Annotated in this window: 21 protein-coding genes and 1 pseudogene; 10 read left to right on the top strand and 12 right to left on the bottom strand. The window is 56.0% G+C overall.

Features of this window, described 5'->3' with window-relative positions; all coding sequences use genetic code 11:
- Positions 1 to 465 precede the first annotated feature (465 nt).
- The 4 genes and pseudogenes from C2L65_RS35640 (at position 466) to C2L65_RS35625 (ending at position 4,063) form a co-directional block, all read left to right on the top strand.
- Positions 466 to 1,770: a hypothetical protein gene (locus C2L65_RS35640; RefSeq protein WP_052426903.1), complete on the top strand. Its 1,305-nt coding sequence runs from the start codon at positions 466 to 468 to the stop codon at positions 1,768 to 1,770.
- Positions 1,771 to 1,780: 10 nt separating this feature from the next.
- Entirely contained in the window at positions 1,781 to 2,917 is a 1,137-nt protein-coding gene (locus C2L65_RS35635; RefSeq protein ID WP_103254626.1) for a hypothetical protein, read from the top strand.
- Between the two features lie 215 nt (positions 2,918 to 3,132).
- Positions 3,133 to 3,570, top strand: a pseudogene (adh, locus tag C2L65_RS35630) (aldehyde dehydrogenase); the annotation flags it as partial.
- Positions 3,571 to 3,688: 118 nt separating this feature from the next.
- Positions 3,689 to 4,063, top strand: coding sequence for a DUF779 domain-containing protein (locus tag C2L65_RS35625; protein WP_042309670.1), 375 nt, complete (start codon positions 3,689 to 3,691; stop codon positions 4,061 to 4,063).
- Between the two features lie 127 nt (positions 4,064 to 4,190).
- On the opposite strand, the gene C2L65_RS35620 is transcribed toward C2L65_RS35625, so the two are convergent.
- Entirely contained in the window at positions 4,191 to 5,063 is an 873-nt protein-coding gene (locus C2L65_RS35620) for a hypothetical protein (RefSeq protein WP_156132321.1), read from the bottom strand.
- Positions 5,064 to 5,404: 341 nt separating this feature from the next.
- The gene (locus C2L65_RS35615) at positions 5,405 to 5,935 is read right to left on the bottom strand and encodes a GlcG/HbpS family heme-binding protein (RefSeq protein ID WP_052426905.1); all 531 of its coding nucleotides are present in this window, start codon (positions 5,933 to 5,935) and stop codon (positions 5,405 to 5,407) included.
- A 416-nt stretch (positions 5,936 to 6,351) separates the two neighbouring features.
- On the opposite strand from C2L65_RS35615, the gene C2L65_RS35610 reads away from it, so the two are divergent.
- The 3 genes from C2L65_RS35610 to C2L65_RS35600 all read left to right on the top strand — a co-directional run bounded on the left by C2L65_RS35610 (position 6,352) and on the right by C2L65_RS35600 (position 8,674).
- The gene (locus C2L65_RS35610) at positions 6,352 to 6,909 is read left to right on the top strand and encodes a methylated-DNA--[protein]-cysteine S-methyltransferase (RefSeq protein WP_042309637.1); all 558 of its coding nucleotides are present in this window, start codon (positions 6,352 to 6,354) and stop codon (positions 6,907 to 6,909) included.
- A 122-nt stretch (positions 6,910 to 7,031) separates the two neighbouring features.
- Positions 7,032 to 7,430 (top strand): thioredoxin family protein, encoded by a 399-nt coding sequence (locus C2L65_RS35605; protein WP_042309638.1) that lies wholly within the window; start codon positions 7,032 to 7,034, stop codon positions 7,428 to 7,430.
- Between the two features lie 59 nt (positions 7,431 to 7,489).
- Positions 7,490 to 8,674: a thiolase family protein gene (locus C2L65_RS35600; RefSeq protein ID WP_042309640.1), complete on the top strand. Its 1,185-nt coding sequence runs from the start codon at positions 7,490 to 7,492 to the stop codon at positions 8,672 to 8,674.
- A gap of 844 nt (positions 8,675 to 9,518) precedes the next feature.
- Here C2L65_RS35600 and C2L65_RS35590 read toward each other — a convergent pair.
- The 3 genes from C2L65_RS35590 to C2L65_RS35575 all read right to left on the bottom strand — a co-directional run bounded on the left by C2L65_RS35590 (position 9,519) and on the right by C2L65_RS35575 (position 12,754).
- The gene (locus C2L65_RS35590) at positions 9,519 to 10,046 is read right to left on the bottom strand and encodes a hypothetical protein (protein ID WP_042309641.1); all 528 of its coding nucleotides are present in this window, start codon (positions 10,044 to 10,046) and stop codon (positions 9,519 to 9,521) included.
- 427 nt (positions 10,047 to 10,473) lie between these two features.
- Positions 10,474 to 11,979 carry a tetratricopeptide repeat protein gene (locus tag C2L65_RS35580; RefSeq protein ID WP_042309643.1) on the bottom strand — a complete coding sequence of 502 codons (1,506 nt, stop codon included), beginning with the start codon at positions 11,977 to 11,979 and terminating at the stop codon, positions 10,474 to 10,476.
- Positions 11,966 to 12,754, bottom strand: coding sequence for a hypothetical protein (locus C2L65_RS35575; protein WP_156132322.1), 789 nt, complete (start codon positions 12,752 to 12,754; stop codon positions 11,966 to 11,968). Before C2L65_RS35575 ends, C2L65_RS35580 begins: the two co-directional genes overlap by 14 nt.
- Before the next feature lie 1,511 nt (positions 12,755 to 14,265).
- Between C2L65_RS35575 and C2L65_RS35570 the strand changes: the two genes are divergently transcribed.
- Entirely contained in the window at positions 14,266 to 14,874 is a 609-nt protein-coding gene (locus tag C2L65_RS35570; RefSeq protein WP_042309676.1) for a TetR/AcrR family transcriptional regulator, read from the top strand.
- 252 nt (positions 14,875 to 15,126) lie between these two features.
- Here C2L65_RS35570 and C2L65_RS35565 read toward each other — a convergent pair whose 3' ends face one another.
- The 6 genes from C2L65_RS35565 to C2L65_RS35535 form a co-directional block, all read right to left on the bottom strand.
- On the bottom strand, positions 15,127 to 15,423 hold the full coding sequence (locus tag C2L65_RS35565; protein ID WP_233446728.1) for an ArsR/SmtB family transcription factor: 297 nt from the start codon (positions 15,421 to 15,423) through the stop codon (positions 15,127 to 15,129).
- A 193-nt stretch (positions 15,424 to 15,616) separates the two neighbouring features.
- Positions 15,617 to 15,943 carry a thioredoxin TrxA gene (trxA, locus tag C2L65_RS35560; RefSeq protein ID WP_042309647.1) on the bottom strand — a complete coding sequence of 109 codons (327 nt, stop codon included), beginning with the start codon at positions 15,941 to 15,943 and terminating at the stop codon, positions 15,617 to 15,619.
- Between the two features lie 124 nt (positions 15,944 to 16,067).
- A complete protein-coding gene (locus C2L65_RS35555; RefSeq protein ID WP_042309648.1) occupies positions 16,068 to 16,574 on the bottom strand; it encodes a DUF1993 domain-containing protein in 507 nt (168 codons plus the stop codon).
- Positions 16,575 to 16,703: 129 nt separating this feature from the next.
- Positions 16,704 to 16,967 carry a glutaredoxin 3 gene (gene grxC / locus C2L65_RS35550; RefSeq protein ID WP_042309650.1) on the bottom strand — a complete coding sequence of 88 codons (264 nt, stop codon included), beginning with the start codon at positions 16,965 to 16,967 and terminating at the stop codon, positions 16,704 to 16,706.
- A 357-nt stretch (positions 16,968 to 17,324) separates the two neighbouring features.
- Entirely contained in the window at positions 17,325 to 18,197 is an 873-nt protein-coding gene (gene yghU / locus C2L65_RS35540) for a glutathione-dependent disulfide-bond oxidoreductase (protein WP_042309679.1), read from the bottom strand.
- Between the two features lie 119 nt (positions 18,198 to 18,316).
- Positions 18,317 to 19,354, bottom strand: a complete 1,038-nt coding sequence (locus C2L65_RS35535; RefSeq protein ID WP_042309654.1) for a saccharopine dehydrogenase family protein — start codon at positions 19,352 to 19,354, stop codon at positions 18,317 to 18,319.
- Positions 19,355 to 19,473: 119 nt separating this feature from the next.
- On the opposite strand from C2L65_RS35535, the gene C2L65_RS35530 reads away from it, so the two are divergent.
- Positions 19,474 to 20,073, top strand: coding sequence for a TetR/AcrR family transcriptional regulator (locus C2L65_RS35530; protein WP_042309656.1), 600 nt, complete (start codon positions 19,474 to 19,476; stop codon positions 20,071 to 20,073).
- A gap of 19 nt (positions 20,074 to 20,092) precedes the next feature.
- On the opposite strand, the gene C2L65_RS35525 is transcribed toward C2L65_RS35530, so the two are convergent.
- On the bottom strand, positions 20,093 to 21,706 hold the full coding sequence (locus C2L65_RS35525; RefSeq protein WP_081921079.1) for a LuxR C-terminal-related transcriptional regulator: 1,614 nt from the start codon (positions 21,704 to 21,706) through the stop codon (positions 20,093 to 20,095).
- A 243-nt stretch (positions 21,707 to 21,949) separates the two neighbouring features.
- Between C2L65_RS35525 and C2L65_RS35520 the strand changes: the two genes are divergently transcribed.
- Complete coding sequence (locus tag C2L65_RS35520) at positions 21,950 to 23,125, top strand: acetyl-CoA acetyltransferase (protein WP_042309658.1); 1,176 nt, start codon at positions 21,950 to 21,952, stop codon at positions 23,123 to 23,125.

Genomic DNA, 23,125 nt, shown 5'->3' with positions numbered 1-23,125 from the left:
TTACTGGGTAACGAACAAACGCTCGAGCCCCCACCCTTTGTACGCTGTATGAACGCTGTGCTGAGCAACCGCACGCGAATCTCCGCTTTTCCTTGCAGGCGACTCGAGGGCGTGATGGCCACCTCGCCCCGGAACACGGCTTACCGTATCGGCGCGCGACACACGTTCAATCAGCGAGACCGCTGAGGGCGCCAATTGCAAGGTAGATGAGTCACCCATCCCTTCTTGTGATTCGCTTCCTTGCGGGCCATCAAGCACTGTCCTTAAATTAATATTCCGTCGACTCGTCAATCAATCGCACAAGCGAGGGGCGCGCAGAGGATTCCGTCGAGATGCATCGAAACAGTGCATCACCGAAATCCGTGCACACGTTGCGCTGCCCTGTAATCACTTAATGTGCGATTTCGGCGAGTACACAACCCTCGTCACGCGACGTTAGTTCTTGTCGACATAAGGGAGGGCGAGATGAAGGTTCCCGAGAGTTCCCCTCGATCTGCGGACGTTCGTGCCGAAGACGATGTGCAATATCTTGCGCCCCGCATCGTCGCTGACATTGACCACTGCTGGGACATGCTGTCGTACGGAGCGCAAAACGGGAGATTGCTTGACGAGGGCGACGTGGCAGTGTTTTCTAGAGCGCGTGTCGCACAGCGGAACCACATGTGGGACCCAGCGATTGAAAGCGAGTTTTACGCAGCAATGAGTCGAATCGCGCACTCTGTCGCGCCTGTAGTCGCCGCGACGGCGAGCGCCAACGCCCGTATAAGCGCTCGCCGTGCAATCAGAGTCTACACAGTTCTAGCTGTCGTTCTCAGTTTTTTTGTCGTGCTCCTTTCGTGCGTGCTTCTTATCTCTAGCCAAATCGCGGGCGATGTCACCGCTATCGTCAAACGCAATGATGCGGCCGCGCTCTCATTGCACAATAACTTGCAAGCGCTTGCAGCGATGGACATCCGAGATGAAAATGCGGTCGTCGAGGCGCGCTCGCAACTAGCGCTGCAGATTCAAGGCGAATTACAGAGTTTCGCAACCAATAACCGTCAACTGTTTACGGACGTATCACGCATCAATTGGGCTACGACGGCCATCGGCGCCGGCGCAATTCGAAACCCTTACCAACAAACCTGCCCCGGCGATAAGAGTGTGATTCGTCGCGGCGGCAACGACCGATCGCCGGGAGCGTCTGAACAAGTTGACGCTAGACAAACGGGTGACTGGCAATGCGACACCGAAATAGCGCGCCAAGTGCTGGAAGTCGCGCCCACCTCCCTCGTAGCGCCCTCCAACGAAGGAAGAGATGCGCATCCGCCGAACGTGCAAGATACAGTTAATCAAGGGTTCCAGAAGATTGCAGTCTATCAGGACATACGCGCGATGGCGCTGTATGCAAACGCAATCATCCTGTCGCTGGTTGGTGCGGTGCTAGGCTTTATTTTGCCGATATTGTACGCTTGGCTCGGTGCATGCGCGGCAATTCTAGGGCGATTGAGAGCTGACTCGTTGGCCAACACGTTTCACCCCGACATTTCGAAGGTGGCGAACCGCGCGCACGTGGCGAGTGCTGTGATCATCGGCATTGCGATCGGCCTTTTCTCAGGACTGCGCGAAGGCGGAACAGATGTATCTCCTCTTGCCATCGCGTTCTTCGCAGGTTATGTATCAAACAAGTTCTTCTTCCTTGTAGATCGGCTTGTACAGCTTTCTCTACCTGGAGATCCGGGGCAGCGACCGTCTGAGGTACCTGCACCGCCTCATCCTAAGAACGATTGAGGCGATCGTCATGTTCACTAGTCTGTCGAAACTAGCCGACAAGTCATTTGTGCTCGGTTTCTTTTTGCCCGCGCTGATTGGGACAGTTACCATTATCGTTCTAAACCAAGATTTGGAGCCAGATTCCACCTTTTTCAAGGACTGGACGAAGCAGCAGAACTTCGCGAACCTCACTATCGTATTACTCGTTGTTTGGACGCTATCCGTGTTGCTGATGGCAGGCAGCCGTTGGATGTATAGGGTGCTGGAGGGCTATGCGTGGCCCTTTGCCCAGCCTCTCCTCCTCAAACGCCAGCTAGAACGCCGCAAATCACAACGGGACAGAGTTCGCGCGGCTTACCACGCTCACAAAGCTGCTCCTCCAGTCGAGGGTCCGGGTAGCGGAAACGAGGACAGAGACCGAGAACAAAATCGCATTCACGAAGAGCGCCGGTATCAATATACGCTTCTTCATCGAGCCCTAGTTCTCGAATATCCCGAACAACGTCATCTGGTCCTCCCCACCCGTTTTGGCAATGTGCTGCGAGCTTTTGAGATGTATCCAGGGAATGTCTACGGAGTTGAAAGCATTCATGCATGGCCCCGTCTTCTAGCGGTCATCCCCAAGGACTATCAGACAACGCTCGCTGATGCACGGGCCCCCGTTGACTTCTTCGTAAGCCTGGTTTTTGTCTCATTCATTGTCGGAATAGCTTCGTGCATTCGAAGCGTTCTCGCCGTTACAGAGGGGACTGGTCTGTTTAAGGCGTTGGAATGTGGATCAGTGGCTGCTGTTGCGTTTGTAATGTGCCGGCTGTTCTATCTCGCAGCCGTTTCTTCCGCCATTGGTTGGGGAGAAATAGTAAAGAGCGCTTTCGATCTATATCTGCCCACGTTGGCAAACGCGATGGGTTATGAACTTCCGGAAACGCTTGAGGAGAGACGCCGTTTCTGGGATGCGTTGGCTGGTCAGTTCCGGTCTCAAGAGCCGATAAGTCCAGAGAAATGGCTCACGACGAGCAGTCGATCTGTCGAGGCGAAGCAGTTCGCTGCGGCGCAGGAAGAATCCGATGTCAAGGATGAAAATACTGACTCTGCCGATGCGGCTGAACCGGATAATAGTGATGGGAACCGCATTAACGCCGCGACGCCTAGGTCTGACGCATAGGACGCGCTGACCGAACTAGAAAAGCGGTTCAACGCGGTGCGTACCTTGGGTGCCGACAAACCGGTCGACCCGCTGGCTATCCTTCGCACCCGAGAAGCGTATGAACGGGCAAGGCTCCCATGGTTGTCTGTGACTTACGATTACATTGTATTGGAGTCATCGGCCCGTTTCGGGTCCGCCAATCAAAAGGCATTTTGGCCCATAGCGCCTCAGGCGAAGGTGCGCAGGTGCTGAGTGGCGAGAACCGGAAGGATCTGTCCGGCGATCTCAGCAACGGATACTACGTGCAGCCGACTGTCCTCAAGGGACACAATCGCATGCGGGTGTTCCAGGAGGAAATTTTTGGCCCCGTTGTCGCCGTCACCACCATCAAGGATGCTGACGACGCGCTGGCGATCGCAAACGATACACTCTATGGGCTCGGCGCAGGTGTGTGGTCGCGAGACGCCAACACCTGTTATCGCATGGGCCGCGCTATCAAGGCAGGCCGAGTCTGGACGAACTGCTACAACCTGTATCCCGCCCATGCTGCATTTGGTGGTTACAAGCAATCGGGCATCGGTCGCGAGATGTGCAAGGCAGCGCTGGATCACTACCAGCAAACGAAGAATCTGCTGGTGAGCTATAGCCCCAAGAAGCTTGGCTTCTTCTGAATTTGCGGCCGTCGCCGCTGCGCGGACGCGCTGAAGGGCACGCTCACCAGCGAAGGACCTGAGAGTCGAGCGGCGGGCGCACTACTGTGTGAGCCTGCCGCCGAAGGAGATTTCGATCATGAGTACCCCTCGCGTGACCGTCACGCCGACCGCACAAGAGCTAATCGGCACGCTGCGTGGCAAATATGGCCCACTTATTTTTCACCAGTCCAGTGGTTGTTGCGACGGCAGTTCGCCGATGTGCTATCCAAAGGGCGAATTCCTGATTGGTGGATCTGACGTGCAATTGGGCGAGATCGACGGTTGCCCGTTCTATATGAGCGCCGCCCAGTTCGAATATTGGGAGCATACGCAACTGATCATCGATGCTGTTCCGGGACGCGGCGGAGCATTTTCGCTCGATGGCGGTGAAGGATTGCGATTCTTGACACGGTCGCGACTTTTCACGGATCAAGAGTGGTCGGAGATCGAGCCGGTATCACGCGTGCAGTAATAAGCGGCACGTGCACAATCTTAGATTGATCACCGCAGCGGTTGCCAACTGTGCGATAGAGACGCTTCGGAACGGTCGACGGTGCCCGCGAGGGTCAATCGCGCGGCGCCGCTTCCGCACCAAGAGGCTACAGCTGACCTTCGATGCAGTCCGCGACCGATTTCGTCGCATCAGCAATATTTTGAACCCACCCCTTGGTGAAAATGTTCAGCTTCGTGCCTTCAAGATCGTAGCCGTTCCTGTGGACACAGTCATGCCTGTATGCGACAGCCTTGAATAACTCTGCCCGAACCGTGGGTGACGGCCAGATATTGATATCGAGCACGTTCTGATACAGTGAACTCGCCTGATCCAGGCGGTGATATAGCAGGCTCTTCAGGTAGCTTTTAACTTCCCGCCGGACGATGTCAGGTTCGTCGAGCACATCTGCAAGTCCGAAACTTCGCGTCATCAAGGTCCTGTCGGAACGCAGCAGCTTCCGGACCGCCCCCGTGTCTGCCATTACTTGTTTGACGAGCGTGTCGCCGAGGTACGCCTCCAAAGCCCCAAACTGTTGGACGAAGACCATCCGGTTAATCAGACTGGTACCGTCCGCCCCTCCGTGGTCCGCGAGTATGTCACCGACGTGATGGTACGAATCGAGGAAGATCCGGTGAGGATTTGCCGGAGCCTCTGTGTGCGCCCACCAGTCAGTATCAAATGACATCAAATATCCGGCAGCTCCTGCCTGAACACGCGTCTCAGGAAAATCATCAAGCGCGACCAATGCATCGACGCCGCTGTAGGTAGCTGTCGCGTCGAATGTACGATGACAATGATTACATCGAAGCTCGACGTCCGTTGTTCCAGACGATTGGGAAAGCTGCGTAAGGCCATCCCATCGCGGCTCAGGAAGGCGCACGGTGTTCTGTGAAAGCTCACCGCAGGCGGGACATTTAAATCCGACTTCAACAACAAACGGCTGCATGTTCATCTCGCAAGACATCTTGGTCGTGGCCATCCTCCGCGCATCCGCTCTTTGGGCTGCGCCTCCATCCTGCCGCCCCCGGGAAGCTGCGGAAGCCGCTCCGTGCAGTTGCCCACATGCGTCCTTGATACCCCCGACATGCGCACTGGCTGTGGTGCTGCAGTTGAGGGCGAACGTTGAGGGCGCTCGTTCGACCCATCGCACAGGTCGCAACTGGCGTTTCCCGCCCCGATGGGCGAAGAGCGGATGCAGATTGACAAGTCGCGGCAGCGTACTACATTTCTGCCAAACGGCGAACTATTCCTCTCGATCCTGCGCTTTTCATGTTTAGTGTCAGCCTCGTCACCATTGCGCGCTACCGGTGTGCACCTCGCTCAGTGAGGCAAGCCGGCCTGAATTTTGGCTACTCCAGCCTTCGCGCAAGCTTCATCCTTGTCGCCGCCCGGTGAACCGCCGACGCCGATGCCTGCGACGATTTCGTCGTGTACCTTGATTGCCGCGCCCCCGGGTAACGCAAGTACGTTCGGGGTGGCTGCCAGCCCTTGCGCAGCCAACGGGGGGTATTTCGCGAGTGTGTCGAGAAACTGGCTCGTAACATCGAGATGGAAGATTGGGCCCATGGTCACGATCGTGTACGCCTTCCTGTAAGCCGTGTCTTTCGTGTGAATCGTGGCGTGGTCGCCCCGCAACACGACCTGGGGGGTTCCAGCGACATCGACCACGGTCGCCGTGACGTCGTAGCCCTTTGCGGCACATGTCTGGACCGCTTCGAGCGCGCCCTGGAGCGCCAGGTTCATAGGTAGAACGTAGCCGCTGGTCGAAACCTGCGCGCCTGCGGAGAATGCAACCACCATCGAACCTGCGGCAAAGAATCCTGCAAACAGCTTTTGCTTCATTTTTGACATATTTTCACCTATAGGCGTGACTACGCGGACGGAATTAAATCGGATTGAAAATTCTCAGGGATGATGAACCAGCATGCCCTGCTTGCCCAGCCTCGATTGCGAATGGACTCGCGCGTATTGGTGGAGCGGATCAACCCCGCTGCCGGGATATTTGCAAGCGACGCATGAGATAGAAATGTTCAGGATAATAATCGACATCCAAATACTTATTTCATGACTGTCTGCTAGTATGCAAAAAGCTCGTCAGTGATCGGATGAGTGCCAGAAAGATCGATGCACAGAATACTGCTCGCATGAATCTTGTGCAGAAATCTCGCTATTAGGAATCGAAAATCGTGAACACTCTTCGCCGGCGGTGCCTCACGCGTATGGCGCGTTAGCCAGCCGACGAGCCCGAATCTGGAATTGACGCGAACATGTACCACCTCTACAAGCGGATCGCCTCGCCTGTCGGCGTCCTTACACTAGTGGCGAAAGGTCCAGCTCTGACCGCCATACTATGGGAGAACGAGCGACCGGGACGAGTCCGGCTCGGCCCGATGCGCGAGGCGAAAGACGACTCCATCCTTACGAACGCAGAGCGTCAGCTGACGGAGTATTTCGCAGGAACGCGTGAGAGATTCGATTTGGCGCTGGACTTCTCCGGCACGGAGTTCCAGAAAAAGGTGTGGAGCGCCCTTCTCAGTATCCCGTATGGCGAAACCCGCACCTACGGCGATATCGCCAAACAGATTGGCCAACCGAGCGCCGTCCGGGCTGTAGGCGCTGCAAACGGTCGTAACCCGGTCTCGATCATTGCACCGTGTCATCGCGTCATAGGGTCTTCTGGACAGTTGACAGGATTCGCTGGCGGTCTGCCGGCGAAAGAGGCCCTTTTGACCTTGGAGGGCGCTCAATGGGGCTCTCGGTCAAACGGAAGACTTGTCCTCGTTTCGGGACACGATTTCATGGGAGGGGAGCCAGATGCAATCTAGATTGATCTTCTGGACCAGTGACCTGGTCACGGCTGCCTTTGACGGAATGCCCCCGTTCAAGAATGCCCGACTGAAACGTCCCTACCGCGAAGTTCTTCTGAAAACGATCTTTTGAAAACGTCATGCCTGCATTGAATCCCGCCACCGATTCGGAAAAAATCGCCGCGCGGCTCAAAACGCCCGACGCTGTCTTTGTCGCCTGCCTGTGCGCCGACTGGTGCGGAACCTGTCGCGAATTCCGGGAAGGATTCGACAGGTTGGCAGAGGTACACCCCAATATGTGCTTCGTATGGCTCGACGTTGAAGACCATGCGGACCGCTTCGACGACCTCGACGTTGAAAATTTCCCGACCATGCTCATTCAAGACTCGGAAGCGACACGATTCTTTGGCACGGTACTTCCTCAGGCATCGATCGTCGAGCGCATGCTGACAGAAATATCCACGCTGCCTGACGTGGCCAACGCCCCGCTGCTGCGCCTGGCCCTCGCCACAGATCAGTCTGCTGGAATAGGAGTGTGAGCGGTCCACGTATGAAAGTCGCCTGAACGATGCACAGTACTTCAATCAGAGGAGTTGCGATGAATGCTCGTGAAATAGTGATTGCGTACCCCGTCAGAACGCCAATCGGCGCATTTGGCGGATCTTTGAAGGACGTACCTGCGACGGAGCTTGGATCGGTCGTGATACGTGAAACTTTGCGGCGCAGTGGGCTGAACGTCAAAGACTTGTCCTCGGTGGTGATGGGAAATGTAATCCAGGCGGGTAACAAGATGAATCCGGCGCGACAAGCAGCAATGGGAGGCGGCGTACCCATACCAGTGCCAGCGTTGACGGTGAATCGCGTGTGTGGATCAGGCGCACAAGCGATTGTGTCGGCAGCGCAAGAGATTGCGCTCGGGTTCGGCGACGTAGCCATTGCAGGCGGGATGGAGAATATGGACCGGGCGCCGTATCTGCTGGAAAGCGGCCGCTGGGGCAGCCGTATGGGCAATGTGCAGATGCACGACAGTATGTTGCGCGATGGACTCGTTGATGCTTTTTCCGACGAGCACTCCGGTTGGCACACCGAAGACGTTGCGACGAAGGCCGCGCTGACGCGAGTCGTGCAGGACGAGTGGGCTGCACGTTCCCAGCAACGCTTTGTCGCCGCCCAGGAGCGCGGCGTATTCGCTGCAGAACTGGTCTCAGTCGAAGTCAAGGGGCGCAAGGGAACAACGGAGTTCGCACGCGACGAGCAGCCCCGGCCTGACACCAAAGTCGAGACCCTCGCGAAATTGCGTCCCGCCTTTCGCCCCGATGGCACGATCACGGCCGGTAACGCGCCCGGACTCAATAGTGGAGCTGCGGCCATGATTGTGGCAGCGCGTGACTATGCGGACACGCACGGACTCGAATCTTCCGCGCGTCTCGTTTCGTTTGGTGTCGCGGCCGTCGAGCCTGGCATGTTCGGCCTCGGCCCTGTGCCGGCAGTTCCGATTGCGCTTGAGCGCGCCGGCTGGAAGTTAAGCGATGTCGAGCGCATCGAGATCAACGAAGCGTTTGCTGCTGTACCGCTCGCAGTTTCGCAAAAACTTGGTATCCCCCACGACATCATCAACGTCGAAGGCGGCGCGATCGCGCATGGTCACCCTATTGGCGCGACAGGGGCAATACTTGCCACTCGGCTCATTCATTCGATGCGCCGTGACGGCCTGAAGCGCGGCGTTGTGACGCTCTGTATCGGTGGCGGACAAGGCATTGCGTTGGCACTCGAAATTGTCTGACTAGTACGCCGCAGTCTCACGCGAAGGACTGGGTTTATGCATGAACGGGCGCCGACTTGTCGGCGCCCGGTTCGCCTTCTTCTCGCAAGGATCCAAAAAGAGCACCTTTAAAACTGACGAGGGTCGTAGCCCGACGGCAATCGCTCCTCCGAGCTGACCCACATTCGAATAACGTTCATCACTATCTTCTTGTCCGTGAATTGATAGATCGTGATCGCGGCACCTTCTGGGTCGCAGTGCGGGTCGCACGCAATCTTCCCGATTAGCCCGTCATATTGCGGTACAGGCATCGCGGCAAGTATCTTCACGCGACCGGTTGAATTTGTCCTTTTTATCGCGCCGTAGATTACGTAGACGGTGTCATAAGCGAACGGAGCGTATGTATCGATCGGCACCTTGTAGCGCGGTATAACGCCAGTCGAATTCCTGCCCGTTCGGCATTTTGACAATGCAAGCCCCGCCTCGGAACATACAACGTTGCCGATTGCGCTCCCCGCTAGGCTCAACTTCTTGTCGGTGCACGCGCCATCGCCACGAAGCGGCCTTGATGAATTCGTCGGCGAGACCTTGTCCGTACGTCGTTGACTCGTCTACCACGGCGATACGCTTCATGTGCAGCGAGTCGAGCGCGTGACGGACGAGCGTCGGGCCGTGTAGTGCATGCCTTGCGACGACTCGAAACGTAGCTTTGTACCCTTGCTGGGTGTATGTGAGGTTCGTCGAGCCCAGCGAGATCTGCATGACCTGCGCTTCGCCATCGATCCGCGATGCTGAAATCGAGTAAGTGGTCTTAGGACACTGACTTCACCTGCAGTCGACACTTTTGCGTGGAGGCAATGTTAGATCACATTTCTGCGAACTTTGTTGGCAGCGCTATAGCTGCGCCTCGCCATTGTGACAGGGAAGGAAGCAATCGATCGCGAAACCTGTCACCTTGCACAACGACTTCGATACGGTAGACAATTCCAGACATGACCCGGAAGTGCTCACAGAGATTCATGGTTTCTTCCGTGGAGAGCGTTAACGTTGGATTACCAGAATCCCGCTCGTTCCATTGTGCTCGTTCGCCAAGCGGGAATCGCAATCTCTCCATCGATCCAATCATGCGGGTCACCGGTGTGATATCGCTTCGCTCTGGAGTTGTTAGCTGCAACTCTGCTGCCAGGAGACGGACCGAATCGACTTTTCCCTTCGCCAAAGCAATTTTCACGACTAGATGATCGTCCTCGCCGGACAGTGCTTGGCGCTCAGATTCGATGTTGACAGTCAAATTCAGGAGCAACCAACCGGCGAAAACCTTGTACCCGAAGTAGAGAAGAGCGGCCAGAGCTGCCAAGAGCGTGGCTATGTCCTTCGCGACACTAATAAACATTGCATTCTCCTTTTCCGCCTAACTTTCTATTTGAACAGCAATTCCGCTGTATACCTCCCCGCCGCTACTGTTTAACGCGGATCATCGGGGTTTTAGGCATCCGGCCCGTCCACACGTTGGCGCGCAGTGCCCATCTGCATATCGACGATCTGATAGTAGACGGGACAGCTCGCGGAAGCGGTCTTCTGCTTCGTTCTTCGTTGTTGGCGCCCTGTCATTCGAACGCACAAGTGGCAACACTCGCAGGGAGGACGCACCGACCACATTCATTTTCCAGCGAATATAGCCGGCCGTCCGAAAAAAACGATGCGCGTCCTGCCGCACGCAGAACTCTTCGAGTAAGCCAACGTTAGCGCGCCTCCGTGAACAACATTAAATGAAGTGATGAAATAGTGACTCGCGCGGCGGTGCGGCTTGTCATGTCGCTTCATCGTTTCGTGCTACTTCTCGGCCGCCACGCACCTGAAGATCCGAGATCCGCAATGGCTTGAAACTCCGGCTCGCTATGTAAACCCCTGAAATCCGGATCGCTTTGTAGCCATCTCACGTCCAGATCAGCGCACTGCTTTAGCAATTCGATTGCGACGCTACGTTTGCCAGCGACCGCGTTCAGTGCAGCGAGTCCATACGTCTCACTTTCGTCCAGGGAATCTAATAGCTCGCGGATAATTTGAAGGCCTTTGGGAGTTTGACCACCTTCAACCATCGCTCCAGCCAGGTTCATTTTTGCCGTGACGTCGTCGGGTGCAAAAGACAATGCCCGCTGTGCGTCCTGCACGGCCCTGCGTGGAAGGTCAAGCCAGCGGTAAATGGCCGCCCTAATATTGTACGCGTCAGGCGACGGCGCGAGCTTGATCGTTTTGTCAAGAGAGTTTCTAGCCTCGGTCAATTGCCCGAGATCATAGTACGCCAGTGCCAAGTTGTAGCTGACATCAGGATTTTGCGGAGCAATAAGTGTGGCAGCGATTAAATCGTTGATAGCCTTTTCAGGATCCGCTAGAGAACGGAAGAGTAAGCCTCGATTGATGAGAGCGGGGAGATAGTCAGCTTTGAGCTGCAAACATCGTCCAAAGTCGTCAAGTGCCCGTTCAGAATCTTTTTTGTCCTTCCACACCAAACCTCGACCGCAAAAAGCTGCGGGTTCGTCAGGTTTCAGATCAATGGCTGCCGTGAGGTCTGACAGCGCTTTGTCTGGCTTGCCCTGCATTCTAAATGTGAGGCCGCGATTTATTAGAGCCGCTGGCTGATCGGACGACAGTTCCAGTGCAGCGTTGAAAGCGTTGATCGCGCCGTCAAGATCTTTACGTAATTTCGCCACTACTCCGCGAGCGATCCAGACGTGCGCCGTCACTTCAGCGGGCTTGACGAATGCGAGCGACTCTGCCTCACCCTGCAAATCCAGGATAGATGCGAAGAATTGCCAATCCTGTCGTTGCGCAGCTGACTTGAGCGCAGCATCTCTTACCTTAGTCGCGGCTTCCTCGTCGCCAGCAATAAACAAACAATACAGTCTTTCTGCGAAAGCGATGCTTTGATCGGTTCGTCGTTCGTAAGCCCTCGCCACGACAGAGGCGAATGATGAAAACTCTGATGAACGTTCCTTCGCATACTTTTTCAATAATGCCTTTCGAGTCTTGCCGTGGTACGCCAGACCAAACGGCAGACGCTCCACGAATGGGAGTCTGGATATCTCTTCGACTGTTATATCAACCGGAACGCCTTGCGACATAGCGGCTGCTGAAAGTACATCCTTGTCAAACCAGTGGAGTATCGCGCAGTTTCGCGCTATATCCTGAACTTCGGGCGATACGGTCCTAATTAGCTTCTCCGCAAGTTCGGCGGTTTCGCTTAGATCGTCGTATCCCGATGGCGCGCGGGATTCCTTATGCTCCCCCGAGTCTAAACGATCGCGGTCATTGTCATAGCCTGCCATGATTGCGCTCCCATAGCTCAACAAACTCTACGAACTGACCAGGGACGAAGTTTGACAAATCTGCGATCGCGATCAGATCCGTCCCTTCGATGCGATGATTTCTTAGCTGACAATAGCGGATATATTCTTCGACGTTGTTTCTACTGCCCACCTCTTTCAACCAATAGGACTCCAATTTCGCCTTAAATCGCTCTGGAAACGCGCCAGGCTGACGACCCGAACTCTTAAATGTACCCGCAAAAGCGAACCTTAATCCAGGGCACCTTCCGAATACCTCAAGCACGTAGCGCATCCACTGCTGCAGCTCAGGTGACGCCTCTTCGACTTGATCAAACATAATGATCGCCTGCTGACCCGGAAATCTCTTTAAGTCGCGGCACATTCGAAGCGCAAGGCGATACGGGTCGTTCTCACGAGGGCGATCACCGAACTCTGGAATGATCGTGTCAGTGGTACCGATCACCCCGATCTTGGTGACGTTTATCGTGTAGGTTGGCGGATCCGGTTTGAAGTGTGTAAAGTTGTCGGATCCGAGTTGATCGGCAATTTCATTAAGGATGTCGACATAGCTCAGAAAGTTCACTCGAAGATCGATGAGTGCATTTGGGATATTCCTCGATTCAGCAATTTCTCGAAATATTGTTCCAACGAGATGTGATTTACCAAGTTTCGATGCTCCTTCCAGATGAAGGGCTTTCGTCGATGCTCTTGGATCAATCAACGCAAGAAACCGTTCCACGACGGCCTTATGATTGATTATCGGAGTTTGAGTCATTACTCCTCCTTCGATTTCTGGCCACATCCTTCTGGCGTTCTTCAGGGTTGCCTCCAGTGGGTCCCCGTATATCCGTTACGCTTCCAATCGATAGCAGATCGCGAATCTTCACGGTGCCGTTATGGCCGAGTACGTACACCTTCGAGCACAGAGCGGCTAGCCGGGTTACTCTCACATCTGGACTTGCGGAGGAGTTCGCTGCCGGCGGAGAAGCAGGCGGAGTATGCGATTCTCCGCCGAGATACCAACCGATCAGGGCAAATATCAATGAGACGATAGCTACAATCGTGAGCTGATGATGCGAGAGCGGAAGAACAAATTCGTGCGTGATGTAGGTTGCGGCGATGTGTTCGACTAGTGTTAATGCGAAACCTACAAAACCCGCAATCAAGGCGTACTTCCCACGCGGCTTCATCGCGCTCTCCCAGCTTACGTTTTTATTAATACGCAGTTACCGCTCGCGCGATGCCAACACGACAGGCGGCCCTCGAACTCTCAAACCAATATAGTGCAATCGTCGAAAAGTAACCAACAAATGGAGATATACCAAGTCTGCACTAGGAGAATGTGCGCTTCCGCACGCATCAGATGTTCTCGTCGAGTTTAATGTCGGATCACCAAATGAAAACGGCGCAAATCTCAGCCGCCTGCACAACATTATCATTCGCGCCGCCGTACATGACGACGAGCCCCGCAATGCTCCCTCACCGTCTCAGCTCGTCGCGCAACTGATCGGCACCTTCACTTCGCTCAAACGAGTCGGGGCATGGTGTCTCGACAGGCACGTCGCTGAAAGCATACTGGCAGTCAGTTCTCGCTTGGCGACGTCCAGCCATAGGTTACTCGACGCATCGGACACACCAGATGCGAAGTCCGACAGCGCCTCTTCATGCCGCTTACTGAGCACGCCCAACGCTCCGACGGTCTAGACGAGCGGACAGCTGATCTGCACATTTGCGAATCTCCCTGGCGATTCTCAAACCCGTTGCCTCGTCAACTTCCCTTGCAAGGAAGACCGCGTCCGCAAGTGAAACTGAATCTTGGTGTGGCAATCGTGCCAAAGATGTTAGCCGCACGCACAACAGCCGAAGAGCATGACCGACGGATGCCACCGCATCGGGACGAAATTTTGTCGTCGCGGAACTCTCGATGGGAGCGGCCATTGCGAGGTTGTACCGATGAAACGAAGATTTTGCTATAACGCTGCCGAGGGCACACAAAGGCCATGGGCGCCGGTGCATACCGAAAAGCGTGCGATCGGCACGAGTCGCTGTGCGGAATGGACGACTTTTTGTGTCTGATGACGCGCGAATAAGGCGAGCCACTGGGCGACGCTCCAGGCGAGATCGCTCAGATAGCTTTTCATCGAAAAGTTAGCAAGTTCATCAGTTGCCACCGTCCATGTGCTCGCATATTCGATCCGTGCTGCTTTACAATATCAATGATGATCAACGTTGTATTTTCGGCGAGAGAAACCTAGCAGCTCGATGGTCTCCGACGAGAGGGTAAAAATGGGGGTTTCCAGGCAGCAGGCGGTTGAAAACAGACACGCCATCGTGACAACCGCCGAGAGGCTGTTTCGCGAACGAGGTGTTGATGCAGTTGGGCTGACAGAGCTGATGAAGACGGCCGGCTTTACGCACGGGGGCTTCTACAACCACTTCAAATCAAAGGACGCGCTAATCGATGCAGTGATGGAGAAGGCGATGAAAGACGGAATACAAGGCTTTGCCGGCCTTTTTGAAAGCGCCAGGTCGGCCGACGTCGATCCCGTCAAGCAATTTATTCAATGGTACCTTTCGCCGGACCATCGCGCGAACATCGATGCTGGTTGTCCCTGGTCTGGCTTTGTCGGCGACGTGCGCCGGTTGGGCGACTTGGCGCACCGCGCTTACGCCGAGGGTCTCGCGACGAATTTGGAACGACTCGCCAAGGTCATTGAACAGACAGAGGAGATCAGCGAAGCCGGTCGCAGCAAAGCGATAACCTTGTTCAGCCAGATGCTCGGTACGCTGCTGCTTTCGCGTGCGGTCGTAGAAGTTGATCCGCTACTCTCGGATGAGATTCTCAACGAAGGCCGCGAATATCTCGTCAGGCGTGAAGGCCTAGCCCCGTCCTAGTCGCGCGGAAAGCGCGCAACGCTGAAACGTTGATTACCTTTCGCGCGTGAGAGGTTCGGGCCATGGGTCTTCAGTCGAAGGTGCGAAGTCGGATGCGTTAGACGATCTACGACCATGTGGTTCATCTGAAAACTGGCGCGCCAGTATGTGAAGTGCAATCCGGAGTATCCAGCCGCACCGGATTGAAGGTCCGTAATGGACTATATTTTGGCTTGGCAATCGCGTCGCTCTCGTCCAGCGCGTCTCAGACCCTCAAAGTTTAGCGTGGGCGTGTTTCAGAAACGCCTGGATCACGGATTCGTTGCGATTGAAAAACACGCATTGGCTAATGCGTCTGGACGTTATGAGGTTAGCGCTTAGTAGCGTCTTGAGGTGTTCCGACACTGTCGACTGCGCGAGACCACAGCGTCGATCAATGCTTTTCGCACAAACACCAAAATCCAGTGGAAATTCTTGATCTTGAAAGTAGGCTTGCGGCGAGCGCAGCCAGCCTAGAATGTTCCGGCGAACTGGATTGGCAAGTGCCTTGTGGATCACATCGATATTGATTTCATTCACGATTTGAAACTGAGCCGAACCATCGGGCAATCGGTCGTGACGTGGAAGCGCCGGCATCCCAGTCGTCGGCATGTCAATCGCTCGAGATTGTTTGTAGCCTGCACTTCGGGACCGAGTTTCTTGCAAAGAACCCCAGACATCATTGCGTCGCTTGGCAGCCACAGCGTAACGCCTGGGGACTACATCACAGATTGCTGTCAAGGAAAGCTGTCAACTGCGATTTGGTGAGAGCGCCGACCTTCTGTCCAACCACGGCACCATTCTTGAAGAGGATCAATGTCGGGATCCCGCGAATACCGAACTTGACCGGTGTGGCCTGGTGCTCGTCCACATTCAGCTTGGCAACCTGCAACCGGTTTCCGTAGACCTGCGCCACTTCATCGAGAACCGGCGCAGTCATCTTGCATGGGCCACACCACTCTGCCCAGAAATCCAGCAGGACCGGTTTATCCGATTTGACAACATCCTGTTCAAAGGACGCGTCACTAACTTGCTTGATTAGTTCGTTCATGGTCTGAACATCCCTATAAGTTTAAGGTGCAGTGTCTGCTGCTATCCTCGATTTTCCCTCGGTCTGACGCCACTCGGACCGTCTCAAGTATCGCTAGATGATTGGTTAATGCAGAGGCCACCGATCATGCATTGACGAAATCGATCTGCCCGAGAAAATCCATCTTTCCAACGTCAACACCGTTCTGACGTAGGATTGCATACGCCATACAGATGTGAAAGTAGACGTTTGGAATAGTCATTTGCAAAAGGTAAACCTGCCCTTCAATGACCTTGCCCGGGGCCCACGACATTTTCACCTTCTGTTCGCTTGCATTCGCGTACTGTTCCTCCGTAACGCTTTTCGCGAACTCTACGGTTTTCCGGATACGAGCACGCACTTCATCGATTGTCTGCTCGTTGTCTTCGTGGACCGGCGGCTTCTGTCCAGATAGCCAGGCCGCGCCAGCCTTCACGTAGTCGCACGCGCTCTGAATCTGGTAAACAAGCGGCTTCATGTCAGGCGCCAGACGGCCATCCATCAGCACGTTGACGTCGAAATTCTTCTCGTCGGCGTAGCGTTGTGCCTTGTCAAGCAACGCATCGACAGTCTTCAGGGCGTGTGTGATTTGCAATATGGCCTGGTAGTACATGTGCGTTCTCTCTTAAGTTGGGTTAGTCACGACACGGCAACGAACCTGCCTATAGTGAGCGCCTTCTGAACGGTCGACAATGCATAAATCCAAATGCTCGACACCATCGATATGTTCCGATCCCGGTGCTCAAGCCGATCTTTCGAGCAGCCTTGCTAGCCCGCCCTCACGATCAAGTGCAGCAAGATCGTCGAACCCTCCGACGTGCGTTTCCCCGATATAAATCTGAGGTACAGTGCGACGCCCCGTGCGTGCCATCATCTGCTCACGTTGCCCCGCATCCGTGTCGATCATTACCTTCTCGATCTGCTCCACTCCACGTGCTCGCAGCAGGCGCTCAGCCCTGTCGCAATAAGGACAGATCTGCCTGCTGTACATCATCACCTTGCTCATGTTTGCTCCTTCATCGCATACGGACGAAAATCAACGGCCGATCACTCGAATCGGCGCAGAATATGTGCTGACGGTCATTTCGCGAGGTCTACCCGCCTGAATCGCCCCTGGCGCGTCTGAGCCGTATGAACGCTTTAGCGCAGCGCCAACGCTGTTCAGATTCGAATCACTCTGCAGCTCGTCGTGCGCCTGGCTACCGGACCCGGTTGTACCCTGTGCCGCGTAATCGACTGCAAGTGCTTCGACTCCGGGAGCATGCTGGACCACTTGAGCCATCGATGTGAGTGGAACGGTGACCGCAAGGGCGAGTCCGCTCATCCAAAAAAATATCTTCATGACGACCACCTTTGACGAACACTAGCCTGGAAGCTTGTCCTTTGTTTTAGTCAGAAAATCTGTCGGATCGTGACGCTCTGGCAGTTGCCTGGTAAGATCGTCACCCCACGTCCGGTTCACCATTCGCCCACGCTGCACCGCAGGCCGCGCAGCGATTTCTTCCGCCCAGCGAACGACGTTCCCGTACTCATGGACCGAAAGAAACTCGCCTGCTGTGTCGTACAAACCCATCACAAGGCCGCCGTACCACGGGAAGATAGCCATGTCGGCAATGCTGTAGTCGTGGCCCGCGATGTACTGCCGGTCAGCAAGCCTGCGATCAAGCACGTCAAGCTGGCGCTTCATTTCCATTGCAAACCGGTCGATGGCGTACTCGATCTTGACAGGTGCATAGGAATAGAAATGCGTGAAGCCGCCGCCGAAGTAGGGAGTGCTGCCAACCTGCCAGAACAGCCAGTTCAGAACGTCGGTACGCCCTGCAATGTCCTTTGGGAGGAATTCGCCGAATTTTTCGGCGAGGTAGACGAGGATGGAACCCGTTTCGAAAACGGAGAGAGGTTCGGTCAGGCTCTGATCGACCAATGCGGGAATCTTGGAGTTCGGATTGACAGCGACGAATCCGCTGCCGAACTGATCTCCCTTCTTGATCTCAATGAGCCACGCATCATACTCTGCACCGGTATGTCCACGCTCGAGCAACTCTTCCAGCATGATGGTGACCTTCACACCATTCGGCGTGCCCAGAGAATAGAGCTGAAGTGGATGGCGCCCTACAGGCAGTTCCCTTTCGTGCGTTGCGCCAGCGACGGGCCGGTTAGTGTCCGCAAATGTTCCGCCGTTGGGCTTCGCCCACGTCCATACCTTGGGCGGTATGTAGTCTTGCTGATCACTCATAGACATTCTCCGCGCACGCTGCGTGCATCGCTTGATCACTGTGGCTGATTCAAGCTTCGGTGATCGCACTCAGAACAGACGTCAGGCGGTTCAAGTGCCTGACGTCGCTTTCCGTCCTGTCAGGCCATCACGTCGCTGTGATTTTCCGTTGCCGAGTAACCAAGATCGACCGAGACAAGGAAGTCGCGGGCGTCAAAGATTTCGCCCGGGGTATACGTGCCCCCAGCCGCAAATTCGCCACGAAGCAGGCGCGTCACCGCCTCGCATACCAGCGGCGCGGAGGCCGCATAGATATCGTGCCCGTAAACGCTCACGCCACGTTGTTCGTCGTCACGCGTCACAACGACATCGATCACGAAGCGCTGGGACGAGCGTCCCTGATCATCGACGGCCTTCGGTGTTGGCGTGGTCGAGTTCAGAACGTCTTGAACAGCGATCTGGCTGAGGTAGTTGCGAACTTCATTGGCCCGGATGTGCCGGGAAATCAGGATGGGCTCGCTGAAAGGAACTTCCACGAGCGTCTGGTCGCCAAGCGGCTCCCCAAAATCCCACTGCTTCTGCTGGGGTTGTTCTCCTGGCACGAGCTTACCGCCGGAGACAACGAGGTTTCCGACAGCCTTTCGGTCCACCGTGATACGCGTGCCACGCGTCGGATGCCAGCTGTCGAGCCCGATCATGATCTCGATCGTGTCGGCGGCATCCCAGTCCCCCAAGGCGGCGGAGGCCAGCAGATCCGCTAGTCCACCGTAAAACGCTACCGACGGGACGACGACGACACCGGCCTTACGTGCAGCCTCATTGAACATGTCCAGGGTGTTTTTCGCCGCGCCTTGCTCAGCGCAGACGTCGACGTAGTGCGCCTTGGCTCGCAACGCCGCTTCGGCGACGGCTCGCGCTGTGTCAGCGAATGGGCCGGCGCAGTTGATCACCGCCTGAGCACCTTCAAATGCCTTATCGAGTGATGCTGCATCGTCGACAGATGCGTGCCTACGGATTACCTCGGGCGAACCGAAATCTGTCCCCTCCAACACCTGGGCATTTCGCGCGATGGCGACAGGCGTCATGTTGCGCCGCAACAGTTCTGCGACAACGAACCGACCGGTGTGGCCGGTGGCTCCGAACACTGCAACAACGGGCTTGCTTACGGCTTGAGTCATCCTTAATCCTCTTTAACGATACTGACCTGTCTGTTTGAATGCTACAGACAGGTCAGTATCGCGTCAAGCGAGTGTATGTTAAAATCAGTTTTTCGATATCTCACGGAAGCTATTGCAGCATGTCCAGAATCGCAGTCGGCCGTGCAGATCAGGCCGGGATTGATGTGAAGAAAAAGATCCTGGAAACCGCGTCTGACCTGTTTTACAGGCAGGGCGTCCGTGCCGTCGGTGTCGACTTGGTCGTCGAAAAAGCAGGTGTCGCGAAGACGAGCCTGTATCGCCACTTTGGCACCAAGGATGACCTCGTCGCTGCCTTTCTCGAACGAGAGGACCGCTGCTTCTGGGAAACGTGGGATCGCGTCGCGAGCCAGTTCGCTGAGGACCCAAAGGGCGAACTCGATGCTCAACTGGAATGGATCGGTTCGCGCGCCGGGCAACCGGATTACCGTGGCTGCCCCCAACTCAATGTAGCGGCCGAATTCCCAGAGGCAGACCACCCGGCCAGGAAAGTCTCGACGGCGCACAAGCGCGAATTGCGTCAGCGATTGAAGCTCGTCGCATCGCGGCTCAATGTTGTAGATCCGGACATGTTGGCGGGACAGCTTGCTGTGCTTATCAACGGAGCATTTGTGAGCACACAGATATTCGAAGCCGGAGAAGCCGTACGATTGCTTCAAGGTGCAGCAGGCGCATTAATATCAGCCAGTTGCGCGGACTGAAGCACGCCGCTAGAACGGGCTATTTGCTTCGCCGGCCGATCAGATGCGCAATGAGTTCACTCGTAGTGCCGACGCCGTACTTTCGCATCAAGCGCGCCCTGTGCGCTTCAACGGTTCGGTGACTGATGTTGAGGTCCTTCGCGACCTGCTTGCTGCTTTTGCCGTTCACCAGAAACTGTGCAATTTGTCGCTCCCTCGTCGTGAGGTCGGTTGTGACAGGCCGGACAGATGATAGGTCTTCGAACGTCCAGACAGCAGCTGCAAACGGATCGCTCCGGTCGATAGCTCGACCGGAAACGTGGCACCAGAAGAGACTGTCGTCGACACGTCTCATGATGCGCTCATCCGAATAAAACCCCGTGTCCCGCATCAGCACGAGCGCCCTCTCACCAACGTGATCGAACTCGTCGCGCGAAGGGTAAAGTAGCTCAAGTGATTTGCCTGCCAGACCGTCCATCGCGTACCCAAACATCCCGCAAAACGCCTGGTTATATTTGTCGACGACGCGCTGCCGGGATATCAGTAACCCGACGGGCGCCATGTAGAAGGCCAGCTCGACGTCCTTGCCGCGACGAACCTGCCCATCGTCCTTCGCGCGTGCCACCGTATCACGTCGGTCGCTGTGCTTGCCCCGTGACGGCGTACTGTTCCCGGACCGACGCGGCGACCAGCTGAAGCATTCGGGGGGCGGCAGCATGTCATCGCCGGACATGTAGCCGCGCATCGTCGCAAGGAGCTCTGACGGGACAATGACTTCGCGCGACATGCGGTCGGCTTCCATATGCTCCCGGAGCGCCCGCTCAAACGACTCTTGCCACGGGCTGGCATCGAACGAATACGCCCTCATTGCTCCCCGCGAATCCGCACGGGGCGTCACATGTGCCATCCAGCTCGCGCGCTCCCCAAAACAGAGCAGATGCACAGTGCGAACTCCGGAGACAGCGCGCATTTCGTCGACAAAAGCCAGAATGCTGTCCGTTCCTTTGTTCAGCCGTGTAGTGGCCGCGACTCGCGCAACGGCCACTAGCAGCGTTCCGACCACTTCCGGCAGCATTCGAGTCTCTGAAGCAGGAAGAGAATGAGTCACTTCTGTCAGGCTCGGCCCGGACAGCCGTTCTTCGCTCACCGCAATGACCTTCAGACTACGGTCGAAGTAGGCGCCGACAATCTCGAATCGAATCTGTCCACTCGACGCATCAATACGAGGCGTCGCTGGCGCAGCGTTCTCACGAGCGTGTTTCCAGACGCGGGCGACGGTTGACCTGGACACACCGAACAGGCTCGCCGCTGCATCTGCGCCAGGTCGGTTCTCGGGACATTGAGTCCCGATTTCGGCCAGTCGCGCCAAGACCCGGCCGCTTATGACTTTCGGGGCGCCAGACCGCTGCTTGTCCCGGAGGCCTTCAATACCGGCGGTCAGGAAACGAGTACGCCACTTGGATACCGTGTGTTCGCCGGTCCCAAATGACACTGCCACCTCCTTGTTGCTTGCACCCTGCAGGCATGCCAGGACGATTCTCGCCCTGTCCTTCACTGCCGGCTGTTCTGCTTCAGATTCGATGATCTCCTGCAGACGATTGATATGTCCGCTGGACAGTGGTAAAGAACGGCGTGGTCTTCCGCGCGCAGCCATCACATAGCTCGAAGGATTATGAATTACCGCCAGAATAATGATGCGAATTTATGAGACGGCGAATCAGGTCCAACCCTAGTGTAGTCCGACGACTGCCCCGTGTGACTCCGTAGAGATACATTCGATCCGGTGCTACCGATTGGTCAGGGCCACGGCAAACATGACCATAACGATCAGCGCGGTGCCTCTCTGACTTTCGGGAGACACGACGAATCTCCAACAACGCCTATAGAGGTCACGCGAATGAGTAACGGAGTATCGATTGTCGCAAGTGCTCATACACCGTTTGGCAGGTTAAAGGACCAGACACTTGAAGATTTGATCGCAAGCGTTGCGCGAGATGCGCTTCGTGACGGACACATCGATGCTGTGGAGATCGATGCGGTGTTCCTTGGACACTTTAACTCTGGAATGGTACCGGACGGGTTTCCAGCATCACTGGTGTTGCAGGCCGATAAGGGTCTCCGGTTCAAGCCCGCGACGCGTTGCGAGAACGCATGCGCATCCGGTTCAGCCGCCATTCACGCTGGCATCAACGCGATTCGCTCGGGCGCAGCAAAACTGGTCCTCGTCGTGGGCGCTGAAAAAATGACCGCCAATTCGACGGAACACGTCACGCGTGCCCTCGCCGGCGCTGGCTACCAGAACGACCCTCATGAAGCATCCCAGAGCTTTCCTCAGCTCTTCGCATCTGCTGCCGAACAGTACGGGGGGCGCTATCGCGATCCGATGTACGACATGGCACGGATAGCCGCGAAGAATCACGCCAATGCACTCACAAATCCGCTCGCGCAGATGCATCGGGAGATGACTGTCGAGCACTGTAACTCTGTTTCGGACAGCAATCCCATCATTGCCTCTCCTCTCCGGCTAACGGATTGTTCACTCATCTCGGATGGTGCCGCTGCGATTGTCCTGGCCTCTGCGGATCGCGCAAGGGACTTTTCCCGCGAGGTCGAGATCAAGGCAGCCACTCATGTGAACGACATGTTACCGGTGGCAGGAAGGGACGTACTGGCCTTCGAAGGTCCACAACGAGCCATTTCGTCGGCGCTTCAACACGCAGACCTCACACTCGCTGACATCGACTTCGCGGAAGTTCACGATTGCTTCACCATCGCTGAACTGCTTATCTACGAAGCGATGGGCCTGGCGCCGCGAGGCCAGGGCTATAAGGTGCTGGATGAGGGAACGGTGTACGCCGACGGATGCCTCCCGGTAAATCTGTCGGGCGGCCTGAAAGCAAAGGGACATCCGGTTGGCGCGACCGGCGTATCCATGCACGCGCTGGCCTTCAGGCAACTTACAGGCGCACCGATTGGCGTCCCCGCCAAGGGCGCAGAGTTCGGACTCGTGTTCAATATGGGTGGGATGGCAGTCGCGAACTACGCCAGCGTCCTCCAGGCACGGAGGTCCTAG

Origin of the sequence: Paraburkholderia terrae, from assembly GCF_002902925.1 — a bacterium.
In the GTDB taxonomy this organism is placed as follows: domain Bacteria; phylum Pseudomonadota; class Gammaproteobacteria; order Burkholderiales; family Burkholderiaceae; genus Paraburkholderia; species Paraburkholderia terrae.
This window is presented reverse-complemented; position numbering and strand designations above follow the sequence as displayed.

Excerpts from the sequence above, each read along its gene's own strand:
- C2L65_RS35605 (WP_042309638.1), top strand. The coding sequence starts at position 7,032 with ATGCCTGCATTGAATCCCGCCACCGATTCGGAAAAAATCGCCGCGCGG.
- C2L65_RS35570 (WP_042309676.1), top strand. The coding sequence starts at position 14,266 with ATGGGGGTTTCCAGGCAGCAGGCGGTTGAAAACAGACACGCCATCGTG.
- trxA (WP_042309647.1), bottom strand. The coding sequence starts at position 15,943 with ATGAACGAACTAATCAAGCAAGTTAGTGACGCGTCCTTTGAACAGGAT.
- C2L65_RS35555 (WP_042309648.1), bottom strand. The coding sequence starts at position 16,574 with ATGTACTACCAGGCCATATTGCAAATCACACACGCCCTGAAGACTGTC.
- yghU (WP_042309679.1), bottom strand. The coding sequence starts at position 18,197 with ATGAGTGATCAGCAAGACTACATACCGCCCAAGGTATGGACGTGGGCG.
- C2L65_RS35635 (WP_103254626.1), top strand. The coding sequence starts at position 1,781 with ATGTTCACTAGTCTGTCGAAACTAGCCGACAAGTCATTTGTGCTCGGT.
- C2L65_RS35640 (WP_052426903.1), top strand. The coding sequence starts at position 466 with ATGAAGGTTCCCGAGAGTTCCCCTCGATCTGCGGACGTTCGTGCCGAA.
- C2L65_RS35535 (WP_042309654.1), bottom strand. The coding sequence starts at position 19,354 with ATGACTCAAGCCGTAAGCAAGCCCGTTGTTGCAGTGTTCGGAGCCACC.
- C2L65_RS35530 (WP_042309656.1), top strand. The coding sequence starts at position 19,474 with ATGTCCAGAATCGCAGTCGGCCGTGCAGATCAGGCCGGGATTGATGTG.
- C2L65_RS35625 (WP_042309670.1), top strand. The coding sequence starts at position 3,689 with ATGAGTACCCCTCGCGTGACCGTCACGCCGACCGCACAAGAGCTAATC.
- C2L65_RS35590 (WP_042309641.1), bottom strand. The coding sequence starts at position 10,046 with ATGTTTATTAGTGTCGCGAAGGACATAGCCACGCTCTTGGCAGCTCTG.
- C2L65_RS35620 (WP_156132321.1), bottom strand. The coding sequence starts at position 5,063 with ATGGCCACGACCAAGATGTCTTGCGAGATGAACATGCAGCCGTTTGTT.
- C2L65_RS35610 (WP_042309637.1), top strand. The coding sequence starts at position 6,352 with ATGTACCACCTCTACAAGCGGATCGCCTCGCCTGTCGGCGTCCTTACA.
- C2L65_RS35580 (WP_042309643.1), bottom strand. The coding sequence starts at position 11,979 with ATGGCAGGCTATGACAATGACCGCGATCGTTTAGACTCGGGGGAGCAT.
- C2L65_RS35575 (WP_156132322.1), bottom strand. The coding sequence starts at position 12,754 with ATGACTCAAACTCCGATAATCAATCATAAGGCCGTCGTGGAACGGTTT.
- C2L65_RS35520 (WP_042309658.1), top strand. The coding sequence starts at position 21,950 with ATGAGTAACGGAGTATCGATTGTCGCAAGTGCTCATACACCGTTTGGC.
- grxC (WP_042309650.1), bottom strand. The coding sequence starts at position 16,967 with ATGAGCAAGGTGATGATGTACAGCAGGCAGATCTGTCCTTATTGCGAC.
- C2L65_RS35615 (WP_052426905.1), bottom strand. The coding sequence starts at position 5,935 with ATGTCAAAAATGAAGCAAAAGCTGTTTGCAGGATTCTTTGCCGCAGGT.
- C2L65_RS35525 (WP_081921079.1), bottom strand. The coding sequence starts at position 21,706 with ATGGCTGCGCGCGGAAGACCACGCCGTTCTTTACCACTGTCCAGCGGA.
- C2L65_RS35600 (WP_042309640.1), top strand. The coding sequence starts at position 7,490 with ATGAATGCTCGTGAAATAGTGATTGCGTACCCCGTCAGAACGCCAATC.